Annotated in this window: 16 protein-coding genes; 7 read left to right on the top strand and 9 right to left on the bottom strand. The window is 66.1% G+C overall.

The genetic code is table 11. The features are described 5' to 3' along the window. Positions 1–39: 39 nt before the first annotated feature. From AMD14_RS19130 to AMD14_RS19120, 3 genes are all read left to right on the top strand, one after another. Complete coding sequence (locus AMD14_RS19130; RefSeq protein ID WP_011052455.1) at positions 40–1,677, top strand: Na+/H+ antiporter; 1,638 nt, start codon at positions 40–42, stop codon at positions 1,675–1,677. 296 nt (positions 1,678–1,973) lie between these two features. Continuing rightward, positions 1,974–2,918, top strand: coding sequence for an ABC transporter ATP-binding protein (locus AMD14_RS19125; protein WP_011052454.1), 945 nt, complete (start codon positions 1,974–1,976; stop codon positions 2,916–2,918). Continuing rightward, positions 2,915–3,676, top strand: a complete 762-nt coding sequence (locus AMD14_RS19120; RefSeq protein WP_015463640.1) for an ABC transporter permease — start codon at positions 2,915–2,917, stop codon at positions 3,674–3,676. Before AMD14_RS19125 ends, AMD14_RS19120 begins: the two co-directional genes overlap by 4 nt. A gap of 387 nt (positions 3,677–4,063) precedes the next feature. Here the strand turns inward: AMD14_RS19120 and AMD14_RS19115 are convergent, their stop codons facing one another. Then, positions 4,064–4,327, bottom strand: a complete 264-nt coding sequence (locus tag AMD14_RS19115; protein WP_003489117.1) for a DUF3297 family protein — start codon at positions 4,325–4,327, stop codon at positions 4,064–4,066. 165 nt (positions 4,328–4,492) lie between these two features. Here AMD14_RS19115 and AMD14_RS19110 point away from each other — a divergent pair, with 165 nt between their 5' ends. Continuing rightward, positions 4,493–5,044 carry a DUF6630 family protein gene (locus tag AMD14_RS19110; protein WP_015463639.1) on the top strand — a complete coding sequence of 184 codons (552 nt, stop codon included), beginning with the start codon at positions 4,493–4,495 and terminating at the stop codon, positions 5,042–5,044. Positions 5,045–5,493: 449 nt separating this feature from the next. Here the strand turns inward: AMD14_RS19110 and AMD14_RS19105 are convergent, their stop codons facing one another. The 6 genes from AMD14_RS19105 to msrB all read right to left on the bottom strand — a co-directional run bounded on the left by AMD14_RS19105 (position 5,494) and on the right by msrB (position 9,913). Next, on the bottom strand, positions 5,494–5,778 hold the full coding sequence (locus tag AMD14_RS19105; protein ID WP_003489121.1) for a DUF4031 domain-containing protein: 285 nt from the start codon (positions 5,776–5,778) through the stop codon (positions 5,494–5,496). A gap of 8 nt (positions 5,779–5,786) precedes the next feature. After that, a complete protein-coding gene (locus AMD14_RS19100) occupies positions 5,787–6,371 on the bottom strand; it encodes a hypothetical protein (RefSeq protein WP_003489123.1) in 585 nt (194 codons plus the stop codon). A 237-nt stretch (positions 6,372–6,608) separates the two neighbouring features. Beyond that, positions 6,609–7,751 carry a flagellar motor protein MotB gene (gene motB, locus AMD14_RS19095; protein WP_011052450.1) on the bottom strand — a complete coding sequence of 381 codons (1,143 nt, stop codon included), beginning with the start codon at positions 7,749–7,751 and terminating at the stop codon, positions 6,609–6,611. A 10-nt stretch (positions 7,752–7,761) separates the two neighbouring features. Further along, the gene (gene motA, locus AMD14_RS19090) at positions 7,762–8,616 is read right to left on the bottom strand and encodes a flagellar motor stator protein MotA (RefSeq protein WP_003489127.1); all 855 of its coding nucleotides are present in this window, start codon (positions 8,614–8,616) and stop codon (positions 7,762–7,764) included. 97 nt (positions 8,617–8,713) lie between these two features. Continuing rightward, on the bottom strand, positions 8,714–9,202 hold the full coding sequence (locus AMD14_RS19085; RefSeq protein WP_011052449.1) for an MliC family protein: 489 nt from the start codon (positions 9,200–9,202) through the stop codon (positions 8,714–8,716). Between the two features lie 246 nt (positions 9,203–9,448). Then, positions 9,449–9,913 carry a peptide-methionine (R)-S-oxide reductase MsrB gene (msrB, locus tag AMD14_RS19080; RefSeq protein WP_005911259.1) on the bottom strand — a complete coding sequence of 155 codons (465 nt, stop codon included), beginning with the start codon at positions 9,911–9,913 and terminating at the stop codon, positions 9,449–9,451. A gap of 240 nt (positions 9,914–10,153) precedes the next feature. On the opposite strand from msrB, the gene AMD14_RS19075 reads away from it, so the two are divergent. Beyond that, positions 10,154–10,582, top strand: coding sequence for a hypothetical protein (locus AMD14_RS19075; protein WP_040107804.1), 429 nt, complete (start codon positions 10,154–10,156; stop codon positions 10,580–10,582). Positions 10,583–10,681: 99 nt separating this feature from the next. Here AMD14_RS19075 and AMD14_RS19070 read toward each other — a convergent pair whose 3' ends face one another. Then, a complete protein-coding gene (locus AMD14_RS19070; RefSeq protein WP_003489137.1) occupies positions 10,682–11,161 on the bottom strand; it encodes an Lrp/AsnC ligand binding domain-containing protein in 480 nt (159 codons plus the stop codon). A gap of 148 nt (positions 11,162–11,309) precedes the next feature. On the opposite strand from AMD14_RS19070, the gene AMD14_RS19065 reads away from it, so the two are divergent. Both AMD14_RS19065 and alr read left to right on the top strand, forming a co-directional pair. Beyond that, positions 11,310–12,599, top strand: a complete 1,290-nt coding sequence (locus AMD14_RS19065; protein ID WP_011052447.1) for a D-amino acid dehydrogenase — start codon at positions 11,310–11,312, stop codon at positions 12,597–12,599. After that, the gene (gene alr, locus AMD14_RS19060; protein ID WP_011052446.1) at positions 12,599–13,699 is read left to right on the top strand and encodes an alanine racemase; all 1,101 of its coding nucleotides are present in this window, start codon (positions 12,599–12,601) and stop codon (positions 13,697–13,699) included. The genes AMD14_RS19065 and alr overlap by 1 nt, the downstream gene beginning before the upstream one ends. 310 nt (positions 13,700–14,009) lie before the next feature. Here alr and AMD14_RS19055 read toward each other — a convergent pair whose 3' ends face one another. After that, positions 14,010–14,585 (bottom strand): DUF3016 domain-containing protein, encoded by a 576-nt coding sequence (locus AMD14_RS19055; protein WP_003489142.1) that lies wholly within the window; start codon positions 14,583–14,585, stop codon positions 14,010–14,012. Positions 14,586–14,599 lie beyond the last annotated feature (14 nt).

Genomic DNA, 14,599 nt, shown 5'->3' with positions numbered 1-14,599 from the left:
GCCGCACGTGCGGCCGCTTTTTTTCATTCCGGGTTTTTCATGCATTCGATCGATGTCGTCCTCGCCATGTTGCTGGCGGTCGCGGCCAGCGGTTACCTCATCCGCATCCTGCCGTTTTCGCTGCCGTTGCCGTTGGTCCAGATCGCCCTGGGCGCGGTGGTCTCCGGCGTTTTCGATGCAGGGCACGAGTTGGAACCGGAGCTGTTCTTCCTGTTGTTCCTGCCGCCACTGCTGTTCCTGGATGGCTGGCGCATTCCCAAGCAAGGCTTGTTCCGCGACAAGGCGGCCATTCTGGAATTGGCGTTGGGGCTGGTCATCTTCACCGTGATTGGCGCCGGCTTCTTCATTCATTGGCTGATACCGGCGATGCCGCTGGCCGTGGCATTCGCGCTGGCGGCGATCATTTCGCCGACCGATCCGGTGGCGGTGTCCTCGATCGCCTCCAAGGTGCCGATTCCCAAGCGCCTGATGCACATCCTGGAAGGCGAGTCGTTGCTCAACGACGCCTCGGGCCTGGTGTGTTTCCAGTTCGCGGTGGCGGCGGTGCTGACCGGGACCTTCTCGGTGGCGGCCGCTTCGCTGACCTTTCTGTGGGTGGCGCTGGCCGGCCTGGCCCTGGGCGTGGCGACGACCTTTGGGTTGAGCCGCATCCAGGCCTGGATCTGGCGGCATTTCGGCGAGGAGCCCGGTTCGGCGATCCTGGTCAACCTGCTCACCCCATTTGCAGCGTATCTGCTGGCCGAAGCCTTCCACGCGTCCGGCATCCTGGCCGCAGTGGCCGCTGGCGTCACCATGAGCTATGTGGAAATGGCCGGCAACGCGCCGGGCAACATGCGCCTGCAGCGGTCGGCGGTGTGGGACACGGTGCAGTTCACCTTCAACGGCATCATCTTCGTGCTGCTGGGCGAGCAGTTGCCGGGCATCCTGGACGGTGCGGTGCGCAGCGTCCAGGAGGCCGGGCACCTCAATCCGTGGTGGCTGGCGGTGTACGTGGCCACCATCAGCGCTAGCTTGATGGCGTTGCGCTTCGTGTGGGTGTTCCTGTCGCTGCGCTGGAACATCTTCAAGGCGCAACGGCGCGGCGAGGCGCATGTCAGCCCGCCGTGGCGAATCGTGGTGGCGGTATCGTTGGCCGGCGTGCGCGGTGCGATCACCCTGGCCGGCGTGCTCACGCTGCCATTGATGCTGGAGGACGGCTCGCCATTTCCGGCCCGCCAGTTGGCGATCTTTCTGGCCGCCTCGGTGATCCTGGTGTCGCTGCTGGTGGCCAGCGTCGCGTTGCCGCGCCTGTTGCGCGGTCTGGAACTGCCCGAGGAAGAAGACGAGCAACTCAAGGAAGACCTAGCCGTGAAGGCCGCTTCGCAGGCGGCGCTGGAGGCAGTGGAAAAACTGCGCCAGCGGCTGGTGGACGGCAGCAAGCATGCCGAGCGCTACAACGCAGCGGCCAACCAGGTGAGCCAGCGCTATCAGCGCAAGCTCGGCGCGGTGGACATGGCCGAGACCGATCCGGAAGAGGCGGTTGCCTACGAAAAGGCGCTGCGTCAGTTCCGCCATGCGGCATTGGTGGCCGAGCGCAATGAGTTGTTCAAGCTTGCGCGACGACGCGAGATTTCCGACGACCTGTCGCGACGGCTGGTGCGCAACCTGGATCTGATCGAGTCGCGCAAGCGCGCTTGAGCGCGCTGATGCGCGCGGTAATCGGGAATCGGGATTGGGGAATCGCAAGAGCCACGGCGGTTGCCGTGTTTGGGTAGGAGCGCACCTGAGCGCGATGGGGCGTTGGTGGAAAAGCCCATCGCGCTCAGGCGCGCTCCTACATGGAGATACGCCAACAGCCAGATGCAGCGTGCGTGCGCAGCCCAGTTCGCTCACGCTCCTGCGCGCGTGTCGGGAGACACTATCCCACCCGCACTGCTGCCATTTTCATGGCGCACGGCCTACCCTGTGGCGCTTATCGTTCCCGTGCCAAACCCATGACTTCGATCGTTTCCATCCAGGGCTTGAGCAAGACCTATGCCGGCGGTTTCCAGGCGCTCAAACAGGTGGATCTTGAGATCCGGCGTGGCGAGATCTTCGCGCTGCTCGGCCCCAACGGCGCCGGCAAGACCACCTTGATCAGCATCATCTGCGGCTTGATCAACCCCAGCACCGGCAGTGTGCTGGCCGACGGGCACGACATCGTGCGCGACTACCGCGCCGCGCGTGCCAGCATCGGCCTGGTGCCGCAGGAACTGGCCACCGATGCGTTCGAAACGGTGTGGGCCACGGTACGTTTCAGTCGCGGGCTGTTCGGCAAGCCGGCCAATCCGCAATATCTGGAAACCATCCTGCGCGAGCTGTCGCTGTGGGAGAAACGCAACAACAAGATTTCCACGCTCTCCGGCGGCATGAAGCGGCGTGTGCTGATCGCCAAGGCGCTCGCCCACGAGCCGCGCATCCTGTTCCTGGACGAGCCCACGGCCGGTGTGGACGTGGAGCTGCGTCACGACATGTGGCAGATGGTGCGGCGGCTGCGCGAGCATGGCACCACCATCATCCTGACCACCCATTACATCGAAGAGGCCGAAGACATGGCCGACCGCGTCGGTGTCATCAATCGCGGCGAGCTGGTATTGGTGGAAGACAAGCGCACGCTGATGCGCAAGCTGGGCAAGAAGCAGCTCACGCTGAGCCTGCAGGCGCCGTTGCAGGCGCTGCCCGCCGCGCTGGCCGATCTGCCGCTGGAGCTGGCGGCCGACGGCAGTAACCTGATCTATACCTTCGACACCCAGGCCGAGCAGACCGGCATCGGTGCCTTGCTGCGCCGGCTCAACGAGCAGGGCATCGACTTCAAGGATCTGCATTCCAGCGAAAGTTCGCTGGAAGAGATCTTCGTCAACCTGGTGCATGGCGCACGTCAGCAGGAGGTGCGCGCATGAATGTGCATGCGATTGCAGCGATCTACCGTTTCGAAATGGCGCGCGCCTTCCGCACGCTCACCCAGTCGATCGCCTCGCCGGTATTGTCGACCTCGCTGTACTTCGTGGTGTTCGGGGCCGCGATCGGTTCGCGCATGGGCGATATCGACGGCATCAGCTACGGCGCCTTCATCATTCCCGGCCTGGTGATGCTGTCGCTGCTCAACGAGAGCATTTCCAACGCCTCGTTCGGCATCTACATGCCGCGCTGGGCCGGCACCATCTACGAGGTGCTGTCCGCGCCGGTGGCGTGGTGGGAGATCGTGATCGGCTACGTGGGCGCGGCGGCGACCAAGTCGGTGATGCTGGGGTTGTTGATCCTGCTGACCGCACGGCTGTTCGTGCCGTATGAGATCGCGCACCCGGTGTGGATGCTGGGCTTTCTGGTGCTCACCGCGCTGACCTTCAGCCTGTTCGGTTTCATCATCGGCATCTGGGCCGATGGCTTCGAAAAATTGCAGGTGATTCCGCTGATGGTGGTGACGCCGCTGACCTTCCTGGGCGGCAGTTTCTATTCGATTAACATGCTGCCGCCGTTGTGGCAGAAGGTCACGCTGTTCAATCCGGTGGTGTATCTGATCAGCGGCTTCCGCTGGAGTTTTTACGGCAGGGCCGATGTGCATATCGCAGTGAGCACCGGCATGACGTTCCTGTTCCTGCTGGTGTGCCTGGGCATCGTGGCGGCGATCTTCCGCAGCGAATATCGGCTCAAGGCGTGAGTGGTGGATGCAATGGTTTGGTTGGCCGCATTCTGGTGGATGCCGGCAGGTGTCCTGGTAAGGCGCTGAGTGGGTCGAATGCGCGGTGCCCTCACCGCTCGCGGGACACGCCGTAAACCCATCCGTGCGGGCTCGATGGCGGCATCCATGCCGCCATCGAGCCCGCAAGCGGTGAGGACACCGCACCAGACAGTTTCCCGGCGGCTTTGTTGAAAGCTCTGCGCACCGACCAACTTGACTGGTCCTTGCCGGCCCACCGTCGCGGGACCCTTGGCGGCATGGATGCCGCTACGTGTCCGGCTTCGGTGGGCGGCGAGGGCCCTGCGGCCAGGGCACAGATCAGCCGACCTGCAGCAGCGTTGTGTGAAGTCGTGTTGTCCGTTGCTTTTACTCGGCAGCCTTGGCGCCGTCCTTGCTGTCCAGGTAATAGGCCACCACTTCGCCCTTGATCTTCATCGTCATCGGGTTGCCGCGACGGTCGCGCGCCTTGCCGACCTGCACCTTGATCCAGCCTTCGCTGACCGAGTATTCCTCCACGTTGTCGCGTTCGACACCGTTGAAGCGCACGCCGACGCCGCGGTTGAGGGCATCGGCATTATGGAACGGGCTGCGTGCGTCGATGGCCAGGTGATCGGGAGGGGTATCGCTCATGGGAAAGGCGTCATGGCGGCCGGGATAGCCGTCTTCGGCCGCACAGGATACGGGCCTGCGCCGGGAAGACCAGTCCTGGCGACGCGGTGACGTGCGCCAATCGGTTTGCTTGCGCGCCGTCAGGCCTCACACTTCTGCCCCTGCACTCCAGCAAACGAGACCGCAATGCCTGACAACAGTGCCGACTACGAAGACGACGAAGGCCTGCAGCCCGAGGGCGACGAAGACGATGTGGATGACCATCCGGCGCGGGTGTGGAACCTGCTGTTGCTGATCAACCCCGGCGACGAGGACACCGCGTTGGCCCAGTTCGACGCCTGGCGCGAAACGCAGGCCGAGGTCGATCACGACGCAGGCGACGACGCCTGGTTGTGGGCGCTGAAGGACGTGATCGACTGGCGCTCGGGCTTCTATGTGGACTGGAAGGACGCCGATGCGTTCATCGCCGCCATCGACGAACTCAGTGCGCGCTGGAACCTGCGCATCGACTGGGGCGGCGACCTGGACGACGAAGACTTCGCCGGCAACTTGGAGGTCCCCGATTTGATGGCGGTGGCATTCGACCGCCTGCGCGAGCACGGCTACTCGCTGTGGAACTGGAACACCGGTTGCGATGCCTACGCCGGCTGGATTGCGCTCAGCCGCGACGACGACGCCATGCTGGCGCTGACCTCGTTGCTGGGGGTGGAAGTGCGGCTGGGGAATGAGGCGTTTTGAATGTTAATCGGGAATCGGGAATCGCGGGAGCGGTCTGTGGGTGTGTAGGGCGTGTCGAGCCGTGGTAGTGCGCACTCCGCGGCAGCACGCCTAGCGCGTGGTGCCGGTAGGGTCAGCCGCGCAGGCATGGTCCACGGCCCGGCGATTGCCACGTAGGAGCGTGCCTGCGCGCGACGGGCGTCACCGGGACAGCCCCTCGCGCTCGGGCGCGCTCCTACAACAGCGAGCCGTCGTGGTGCGGAGGGGAAGCCGACGTCGTGAAGTTGCAGGCCTCTTTACCAGGACGCATGCACGGCCCAGCGATTGCCACGTAGGAGCGTGCCTGCGCGCGACGGGGGGCACCGGGACAGCCCCTCGCGCTCGGGCGCGCTCCTACAACGGCGAGCCGCCAATCAGGTTGCGGCCACCGCCGTTGCGACTCCCTAATCCCGATTCTCCAATCCCCTGCCTCAGGGCGCTTCGGCCCGCGCCTGCGCCCGCGCATTGGCGATCAAGGCCTTGAGCAGTGCGCGGTCGGTGTGGCGGGAGATGGGAATGGCGCCGAAGGCAATGGCCTCAAGGCGGAGCGGTGCGGGCACGTCGTAGTGCGCACCGCTGAGTTTGTTCTGGAAAGCGCGGCGGGGAATGCCCAGCCGCGCCGCCATGGCATGCAGCTCGTCCAGCGTATCGCCGAGCAGGTGCGCCCAGCGCTGGTCGCGCCACAGGTGCACCGCATCGTCGACATAGACGGCCATCGGCCGGGTCAGGCCTTCTTGGACGTCTTCGGCTTCTTGCCCGCGCTGTCGCCGTCGGGCTCGTCCGTTGCAGTGTCGGACGCCTCGTCGCTGGCGTCTGCAGCACTGTCGGTGGCGCTGGCAGTGTCGTCTTCAGCCACGTCGTCAGCACCGGCCTCGGTGCCGGCGTCCTCTGCTGCGTCTTCCGCGTCGCCGTCTTCATCCGCATCGGCGTTCTGGAACTCGGACACCAGCTTGGTCAGGTATTCCTCGGCGGTCTGGCCTTCGTCGGCGGCCAGGTCGTCGATCATCTGCTGCAGCTGGGTCGAATATTCCAGCGAAATGGTCTTGCCTTCGGCTTCCTGCAGGTTGGCCAGGTGCTTGAGCATGGCCAGCATCGGGACCGGGTTGTCGGCACTGCCCATGGTCTGGCCGCCGATCGACAACATCCACTCGCTGCCACCCTGCAGGCCGATCGCGGCGACCACGCGGCCATCGGCGTCCTGCAGCACGGCATGGTTGGTGACCTGGGGCGCCTGGCCCAGACGGACGAAGGGGCGCTTGGGCTGCTGCTTCTTGCGCTTGTCGCGCTTGGCCTTGGAATTGCGGGACACGGTGTTCTCGACGCTGGGAATGGCCGGCCATTCTAGAGCGTGCGCCGCACGATGCGATGCGTAGCGGAGTTGGCCCGTGGCGGCGGCCGGGCCGGCGGGACGCACCGTCTTTGCAGGCACCGACCGAGGAGCCGCCACCAGTACGCCAAGCCCGAACAACCGCAGGCCATGTTCCGTGGGGGCGATTTCCTGGCAAATCCCAATCGCCGCCTGCGCCTCCAGGCCTCCCGCCCCGCGTTACTGCTTCTCCACCGCCGCTTCAGCCGCTTTGGCGAGCGCCGTGGCAGAGGCCACCTGCGCGCTGGAAGACATGCGTGGTCCTGCCGGACGCGCAGCAGCAGTTCCTGCCGATGCCAGGGCCGGGGCCGCCGCAGCGACTGGCGGGGCCGTGGCTGGTTTTGCGCCTTCGGCAGGCGTCCCCACGGTGGCGGTGCCGGTGGCCGCGGCGCCGCTCAGATCCGGCACCTGGGTGTCGGCATCGTGCAGCGATTTGCCCAGGGCCACGCCTTGTCCGGCGCCGGCCAGGGCCGCGTTTTCGGCGTCCTGGGTCATCACCACGATACTGATGCGGCGGTTGATCGGGTTCTGCGGATCGGTCTTGTCGAACAGCACCGACGAGGACAGCCCCACCACGCGCGTCACCTTGGCATCGGACATGCCCCCGGCCACCAGGGCGCGGCGCGCGGCATTGGCGCGGTCGGCGCTGAGTTCCCAATTGGTGTAGCCGGCATCGCTGCTGTAGGCGGTGGTGTCGGTATGGCCGGTGATGCTGATGTGGTTGGGCACTTGATTGATGAAGCTGGACAGCTCGCGCAGGATCGCCACCGTATACGGCTTGAGTTGGTCGCGGCCGATGTCGAACATGGGGCGGTTCTGCTTGTCCACGATCTGGATGCGCAGGCCATCGGGCGTGAGGTCCAGCAGCAACTGGTCCTTGAACGGCTCCAGCGCCTGGCTCTTGTCGATGGCCTCTTTCAGGTCCTGCATCAGCGCTTCCAGGCGCTTCTTGTCCTTGGCGCGGCTGTCCACGTCGGTATCGGCCGCGTTGTCGCGCTTGCGGCCCATTTCGTCCTTCTGCCCCTTGGCCATGTCGGCGGTACCGCCGAGCTTGATCATCGAGGTGCTGGCGCCGCCGGGTCCGTTCATGCCGGGCGAAGGCGCTGGCGATTTGCCGGACAGCGGGCTGGGGTTGCGGAAGTATTCGGAGATCGCCGCGCGCTGTTCCTTGGTGGTGGCCGCCATCAGCCACAGCACCAGGAAGAAGGCCATCATCGCGGTCACGAAGTCGGCAAAAGCCACCTTCCAGGCGCCGCCATGATGGCCGCCGCCCTGTACCTTCTTGACCCGTCTGATGATGACGGTGGATTTGGCCTCGGCCATGACCGTGGCCCTACTTGATCGTCTTCAGGTGCGTTTCGAAATCGCCGAAGCTCGGACGCACATTGGAGGGCAGGGTCTTGCGCGCGAATTCCAGCGCAATCTTCGGGTTGTAGCCACGCAGGCACGCCAGCAGCGCGGTCTTGACCGCTTCGTAGATGCGCCCGTCCTGCTCGGCACGCGCTTCCATCGCCGCCGACAATGGCGAGACGAAGCCGTAGGCCAGCAGGATGCCGAGGAAGGTGCCGACCAGCGCGGCGCCGACGTGGTGGCCGATCTCTTCGATTGGCCCGCCGATCGAGCCCATGGTGATCACGATGCCGAGCACCGCCGCCACGATGCCGAAGCCGGGCAGGCCGTCGGACACCTTGCTCAGCGCATGCGAAGGTGCCAGAGCTTCGTGATGGTGTTTTTCCAGTTCCAGTTCGAGCAGCGGTTCCAGCTCGTGCGGCTCGATGTTGCTGCCGATCATCAGGCGCAGGCAGTCGGTGATGAAGTCCAGCAGGTGATGGTCGGCCACCACCTTGGGGTAATTGCCGAAGATGGTGCTGTCCTGCGGCTTTTCGACATGGTCTTCCAACGCCATGAAGCCATCGCGGCGCGCCTTGTTCAGCAGCTCGTAGATCAGGCTCAGGGTGTCCTTGTAGTCGTCGGACTTGTACTGCGGGCCCTTGAACACGCCCATGATGCCGCTGAGGGTTTCCTTGACGATCTTGCCCGGCGTGCTGACCAGGAAGGCGCCCAATGCCGCGCCACCGATGATCATCAGCTCGTACGGCTGCCACAGCGCGCCCAGCTTTCCGTGCGACAGCACGTAGCCGCCGAGGACGCTGACGATGACGACGATGAAGCCAACGATGATGAGCATGGCGCAGCCGGAAGCAAACTGGGGTTGCTAGTGGTTTCGGCTTGCGCAGCCGATTCTTGAAGCGCACGGCGTGAAGACGTGCGTTGTCGCTGAATGTCTAGCCGATTGTGGTGGCGGTCTCATGCACGCATTTAAGCGCCTCGCCGCCTGCCAGCGACAGCGTCGATTCGCCGGCGTGTTCCCAGAATTGGTTGCCCTGCGCATCGGCAAAGCGCGCCCCGGATGCCGCCTGGGCACTGAGCAGGATCAGCGTGCGGCCTTCGAGGGTCAGCTGCAGGGTATCGGTGGCCGCGTCGAAGCGTGTCGCGATCGTGCGCGGACCGCAGCGCCAGGCCACCGTCTGCGCAGGAAGCGTGGGGTCGGCAGCCGCCGCGGCTGGGGCGGGCGTCTTGGCCGGACGCGGCAGCGGGCCGGTCACGCTGGCGTCGGTGCCTGTGGCAAGCGGGCGGGCATCGGCTTGGATGCCGGCTGGCTGCGCTTGTGCGGGCTTGGCGTCCCGCGCTGCCGGGGGCGGGCTACCTGCGCTGCAGCCGGCGAGAGCGGCGGACAGCAGGCCGGTAAGCAGCAGGGATGAGGACGTATGCATCTGCGGACTCCTGCCTGGTCGGGATCGCCGCCGGGTTGTGGCGGCTGGGACGTAGCCTGCGTGTGGCCGCCCGTACGGAAATCAAGCCGTGTCTGGAGTTCTCGCGCCGCAACCGATTTTCACAGCGCTATCGCCGGCTCGAAGCACCCGTGAGCGGTGCTGGCCTCAGCGCACAAAAGCGCAGGGAGGCGTTGTCGAGCACCTCCAGGCACTGCAATGGCCGTGTCCTCGCAGGTACGCGGGCCATCAGGCCGCCTGCGCCTCGGCGCCTCGGCGATGCAGGGGGTTCGGCAGGGCCTGGCCGTTTTCGGTGAAGCCCAGCGAGACCGAGTTCAGGCAGTGGCGCTCGCCAGTGGGGGGCGGGCCGTCCGGGAACACATGGCCCAGATGGCTGTCGCAGCGCGCGCACACGATTTCGGTGCGGATCATGCCGTAGCTGGTGTCGCGGATCTCGCGCACATGGGCAGGGTCGTAAGGCGCAAAGAAGCTCGGCCAGCCGGTGCCGGACTCGAATTTGGCGCTGGAACGGAACAACGGCAGGCCGCACAGCCGGCAGGTGTAGACACCGTCCAGCTTGTTGTCCAGGAACACCCCGCAGAACGGCGCCTCGGTGCCATGGTGCAGCAGCACGCGCTGTTCCTCGTCGCTGAGCCCGGCGATCAGGGCATCGCGTTGGGCGGGGGAGGGAGGGGTCAGATCGAACTGGCTCATGGGGTTCTCGCATGCGCTCGCCAGCGGGGTGCCGGCGCCTGCTTCCGTGATGTGGGCATTGTCGGGGTGGTTCAACCGTTGAGACGCAGCCAACAGCCCGCCACTGCGGCGGAGGTCAGCCCTTCTTCGCACCGCAACCACCTTGCGAAAGCGTTCATCCCCCGGCCGGTCGCATGCATTGTCGCAGCGTCCTTGCGCCCCAATCACTGCATGACCGTCGAAACACGCAAGGTGCCTGTCATGGCGATCCACGCATCAAGCCGCCGCGTTCTGCTGTGCGTTCTACTGACGATGGCCGGCGCGGTGGCGGCGCAGTCGGCCACCACCACGCGCTCGTCCACGACCTTGCAGCCCATCACCACGCCGACGCCCGTCCAGCCCACGGTGACGCCGCCGCGCGCGCTGCAGCCGGCGCCTTCCACCGCACCGGTGCCCTCGCAGCTGGGGCAACGTCCGGTCGCGCCGAGCATCCCCACGCACGGGCCGGCACAAACGCCGATCGCGCCTGCGGGCAGCCAGGTGGCGCCGACCAAGCCGATGGTCTACGACCGCAATGGCCGCTTGCTGCAGGGCATGCAGCCGGCCGGCGCCAACCGGGTGCTGGATACCAAGACCGGCCGCTACTACGACGCGGTACCGGCGGGCGATGGCATGCGCGTGGTGCGCTGACAGCAGCGGCGCAATCTGCTGGTGCCAACCGCCAACCGCCAACCGCCAACCGCCAACCGCCGAATCCCGAATCCCGAATCCCGAATCCCGAATCCCGGCTCAATCGGCGATCGGCAACGCTAGCGTCTCCTTGACCTCTTCCATCACGATGTAGCTCTTGGATTCACGCACATGCGGCATGGTCAGCAAGGTGCTGCCGAGCAACTTGCGGTAGGACGCCATCTCGCTGATGCGCGCCTTGAGCAGATAGTCGAAGTCGCCGGAGACCAGGTGGCACTCCAGCACGTTGGGCAGCTTTAGCGCGGCGCGGCGGAATTCTTCGAAGATATCGCCGGATTTGTAGGCCAGGCTGATCTCCACGAATACCAGCAGGCTGGCCTTGAGGTAGTGCGGGTCCAGCCGCGCGTAATAGCCGGTGATGGCGCCGTCGCGCTCCAGCCGTCGCACGCGCTCGGTGCACGGCGTGGTCGATAGGCCGACCCGCTCGCCCAGTTCGGTAAACGAAATCCGCCCCTCCTGCTGCAGGATGCGCAGGATCTTGCGGTCGATCTTGTCCAGCTCGCGGGCGCGGATGCTCATGGGGTTTGTCTCGGCAAGGTTTGGCAGGAAGTTTCACTGCAAAGCCGTGCTGATTCCAGAAATGGCACTGCCTGGCTCGCAATATACTGCGTCTAACTGTCCCCCTCTGTGCGTAGTTCTGGGGGAATGCCCTTTTCAGGAGAACGACATGCGTGTGCTCATTCTCGGTAGCGGCGTCATCGGCGTGACCAGTGCGTGGTACCTGGCGCAGGCCGGTTGCGAAGTGACCGTGGTCGACCGCCAGCCGGCGGCGGCGCTGGAGACCAGCTACGCCAACGCCGGCCAGCTGTCGTTCGGCTACACCTCCCCCTGGGCCGCACCCGGCGTGCCTGGCAAGGCGGTGAAGTGGCTGTTCGAGCAGCACGCACCGCTGTCGATCCGCCCCACCCGCGACCTGCGCCAGCTGGCCTGGCTGAGCCAGATGCTGCGCAACTGCACCGCCGAGCGCTATGCGGTGAACAAGGCGCGCATGGTGCGCATGTCCGACTACAGCCGCGATTGCCTCAACGCCTTGCGCGCCGAGACCGGCATCGAATTCGAAGGCCGCCAGCTGGGCACCACGCAGTTGTTCCGCACCCAGCAGCAGCTGGACGCGGCCGCGCAGGACATCGAAGTGCTGGCCCAGTACGGGGTGCCGTACGAGCTGCTGAGCCCGGCGCAGATTGCGCAGTTCGAACCTGGCCTGGCCGGCGGCGGCGCGCAGATGGCCGGCGCGTTGCGCCTGCCCGAAGACCAGACCGGTGACTGCCGCCTGTTTACCCAACGCCTGGCCGAACTGGCCACGCAGGCAGGTGTCACGTTCCGCTATGGGCAGCAGATCGAGCGGCTGGAGCATGCCGGCGGCCAAATCACTGGCGTGCAGATCGATGGCCGCATCGAGACCGCCGACCGCTACGTGCTGGCGCTGGGCAGCTATTCGGCCGACGTGCTGCTCTCGCTCGGCCTGCATTTGCCGGTGTACCCGCTCAAGGGCTATTCGCTGACCATCCCGATCGTCGATGCGCAGCGCGCGCCGACCTCTACGGTGCTGGACGAGAGCTACAAGATCGCGCTCACCCGTTTCGACGACCGTATCCGCGTCGGCGGCATGGCCGAGGTGGCCGGCTTCGACATGTCCTTGAATCCGCGTCGTCGCGCCACCCTGGAAATGGTGGTCAACGACCTGTTCCCCGGCGGCGGCGATCTGGCCCAGGCCGAGTTCTGGACCGGCTTGCGGCCGGCCACCCCGGATGGCACCCCGGTGGTCGGCGCCACGCCGTATGCCAACCTGTTCCTCAACACCGGTCACGGCACGCTGGGCTGGACCATGGCCTGCGGTTCCGGGCGCTATCTGGCCGACCTCATGCAGGGCCGCACGCCCGAGATCGATACCGAAGGCCTGGACGTGTTCCGCTACCTGTCGCCGCGCAGCGTGCGCCCGCATCGGGAGGCCGCGTAGTGCGTCCTGCGCAAGCGTCGATCGATCTGGAGGCATTGCGCCACAACTACCGCCTGGCCAAGCGCCTGGGCGGCAGCAAGGCGCTGGCGGTGGTCAAGGCCGACGCGTACGGACACGGTGCAGTGCGCTGCGCGCAGGCGCTGGAGCCGGAAGCCGATGGCTTTGCAGTGGCCTGCATCGAAGAGGCGCTGGAACTGCGCCAGGCCGGCATCCGTGCGCCGATCCTGTTGCTGGAAGGATTCTTCGAACACGACGAGCTGCGCCTGATCGCCGAGCACGACCTGTGGACGGTGGCTGCCACGCCGCAGCAGGTGCGCGCGCTGGCCGAGTTCCAGAGCCCGCGGCCGTTGCGGGTATGGTTGAAGCTGGACAGCGGCATGCATCGGCTGGGTCTGTCGCCGGAAGATTTCCGCGCCGCCTGGTTGCGCCTGCGGGGGCTGCCGCAGATCGCCTCGCTGGTGCTGATGACCCATCTGGCGCGTGCCGACGAATTGGACTGCAGCCGCACCGACGAGCAGGCGGTGGCCTTTGCGCTCACCGCAGGCGGCATGCGCGCGGAAACCAGCCTGCGCAATTCGCCCGGCCTGCTCGGCTGGCCGGCGCTGCGCAACGACTGGTCGCGCCCGGGGCTGATGTTGTACGGCGCCAACCCGTTCCCGCAGGACACCGAAAACACCGCGCAGCTGCGCCCGGTGATGACGCTGCGCTCGCGCATCATTTCGGTTCGCGAGCTGCCGGCCGGCGAACCGGTGGGCTACGGCGCACGCTTTGTTGCCGAGCGGCCGACGCGTGTCGGCGTCGTGGCGATGGGCTATGCCGACGGCTACCCGCAGTTCGCACCCAACGGCACCCCGGTGCTGGTGGACGGCCAGGTCTGTCCGTTGGCCGGTCGCGTCTCGATGGACATGCTCACCGTGGACCTCACCGACCACCCGCAGGCCGACATCGGCACGCCGGTGCAGCTGTGGGGTGATGCACCGCAGGTCGGCGCACTGGCCGCGCAATGCAACGTCAGCGCGTACCAACTGCTGTGCGGGCTCAAGCGGGTGCCGCGGGTGTATATGGGCGAGGCAGCAGCGAAGGAGGGAGTCACGCGTTGAGGTATCCCTTCTCCCACCGGGACATCGTGCTCCTTCATGGAGAGAAGGTGCCCGAAGAGGCGGATGAGGGGACGTGCGAAGCCACATGCACTTCGAACAACACGTGGGCTTGCTCGTATCCTCACACCAACCCCCGGCCCGCGCTAGCAGCGCGAGCGCTCCAAGGCACGCGCCAGTGGCGCGCAAGCAGTGCCTTTCCGCCCCGAGGGGAGAGGGGCTTTAGGGCGCCGACAGACAAAAACGGCGCGTCGCCACGCGCCGTTGTCATTCGAGGCCGAGTTGCTGTTACGGCGCCGTCAGCACCAATCAATCACAACCCAGCCGTACTGCGATCAGCGCGGAACTGCTTGCGCACCCAGTCGTCGATCATCGCCTTCTCGAAGCGCAGCGGGTCGCTGTCGGTCAGGCGCGGTCCGCTCATCAGAAAGGCCGAATCCACCAGCTTGCGTTCGCCCTGGTCGATCACGCGGCCATCGGCACCGGTGAGCGTGTAGGTGAAGCTCAGGCGCGGCGGGTAGATGTCCTTGACCACGCGCACGTCCTGCATGCGCGGCCCGTGCCAGGGCTCGTACTGGCCGGCGCGGCGGATGTCGGTGATGGTCACGCTCAGGTGCTGGCCATCGGGCAACTGGCGCGCTGCGCTCTGCTGAAAGTGGGTGGCCAGCTGGGTCACCCAATCGCCACGTTGCGCCTCCCAACGGTTGCCGCTGAAGCGCACCTCGGAGAACTGCGCAGGGTCGGTCCAGCGCACATCCACCTTGCCATCGCCGCTGAGCGCGCGCGGCGCATCGGGGTCGGTGACGGTGCGCACCCCGGCCTGCACGCCGGTCGCCGCAAGCAAGCCAGCCAGCAGCAGGCTGGCGCCGGAAAGAGTGGAACGTTTCATCGAAAGCCTCCAAG

This window comes from Xanthomonas citri pv. citri (assembly GCF_000961215.1).
GTDB lineage: Bacteria > Pseudomonadota > Gammaproteobacteria > Xanthomonadales > Xanthomonadaceae > Xanthomonas > Xanthomonas cissicola.
This window is presented reverse-complemented; position numbering and strand designations above follow the sequence as displayed.

Bases quoted from the DNA above. Each gene is read 5' to 3' on its own strand.
- AMD14_RS19130 (WP_011052455.1), top strand. From the start codon at position 40: ATGCATTCGATCGATGTCGTCCTCGCCATGTTGCTGGCGGTCGCGGCC.
- AMD14_RS19125 (WP_011052454.1), top strand. From the start codon at position 1,974: ATGACTTCGATCGTTTCCATCCAGGGCTTGAGCAAGACCTATGCCGGC.
- AMD14_RS19120 (WP_015463640.1), top strand. From the start codon at position 2,915: ATGAATGTGCATGCGATTGCAGCGATCTACCGTTTCGAAATGGCGCGC.
- AMD14_RS19115 (WP_003489117.1), bottom strand. From the start codon at position 4,327: ATGAGCGATACCCCTCCCGATCACCTGGCCATCGACGCACGCAGCCCG.
- AMD14_RS19110 (WP_015463639.1), top strand. From the start codon at position 4,493: ATGCCTGACAACAGTGCCGACTACGAAGACGACGAAGGCCTGCAGCCC.
- AMD14_RS19105 (WP_003489121.1), bottom strand. From the start codon at position 5,778: ATGGCCGTCTATGTCGACGATGCGGTGCACCTGTGGCGCGACCAGCGC.
- motB (WP_011052450.1), bottom strand. From the start codon at position 7,751: ATGGCCGAGGCCAAATCCACCGTCATCATCAGACGGGTCAAGAAGGTA.
- motA (WP_003489127.1), bottom strand. From the start codon at position 8,616: ATGCTCATCATCGTTGGCTTCATCGTCGTCATCGTCAGCGTCCTCGGC.
- AMD14_RS19085 (WP_011052449.1), bottom strand. From the start codon at position 9,202: ATGCATACGTCCTCATCCCTGCTGCTTACCGGCCTGCTGTCCGCCGCT.
- msrB (WP_005911259.1), bottom strand. From the start codon at position 9,913: ATGAGCCAGTTCGATCTGACCCCTCCCTCCCCCGCCCAACGCGATGCC.
- AMD14_RS19075 (WP_040107804.1), top strand. From the start codon at position 10,154: ATGGCGATCCACGCATCAAGCCGCCGCGTTCTGCTGTGCGTTCTACTG.
- AMD14_RS19070 (WP_003489137.1), bottom strand. From the start codon at position 11,161: ATGAGCATCCGCGCCCGCGAGCTGGACAAGATCGACCGCAAGATCCTG.
- AMD14_RS19065 (WP_011052447.1), top strand. From the start codon at position 11,310: ATGCGTGTGCTCATTCTCGGTAGCGGCGTCATCGGCGTGACCAGTGCG.
- AMD14_RS19055 (WP_003489142.1), bottom strand. From the start codon at position 14,585: ATGAAACGTTCCACTCTTTCCGGCGCCAGCCTGCTGCTGGCTGGCTTG.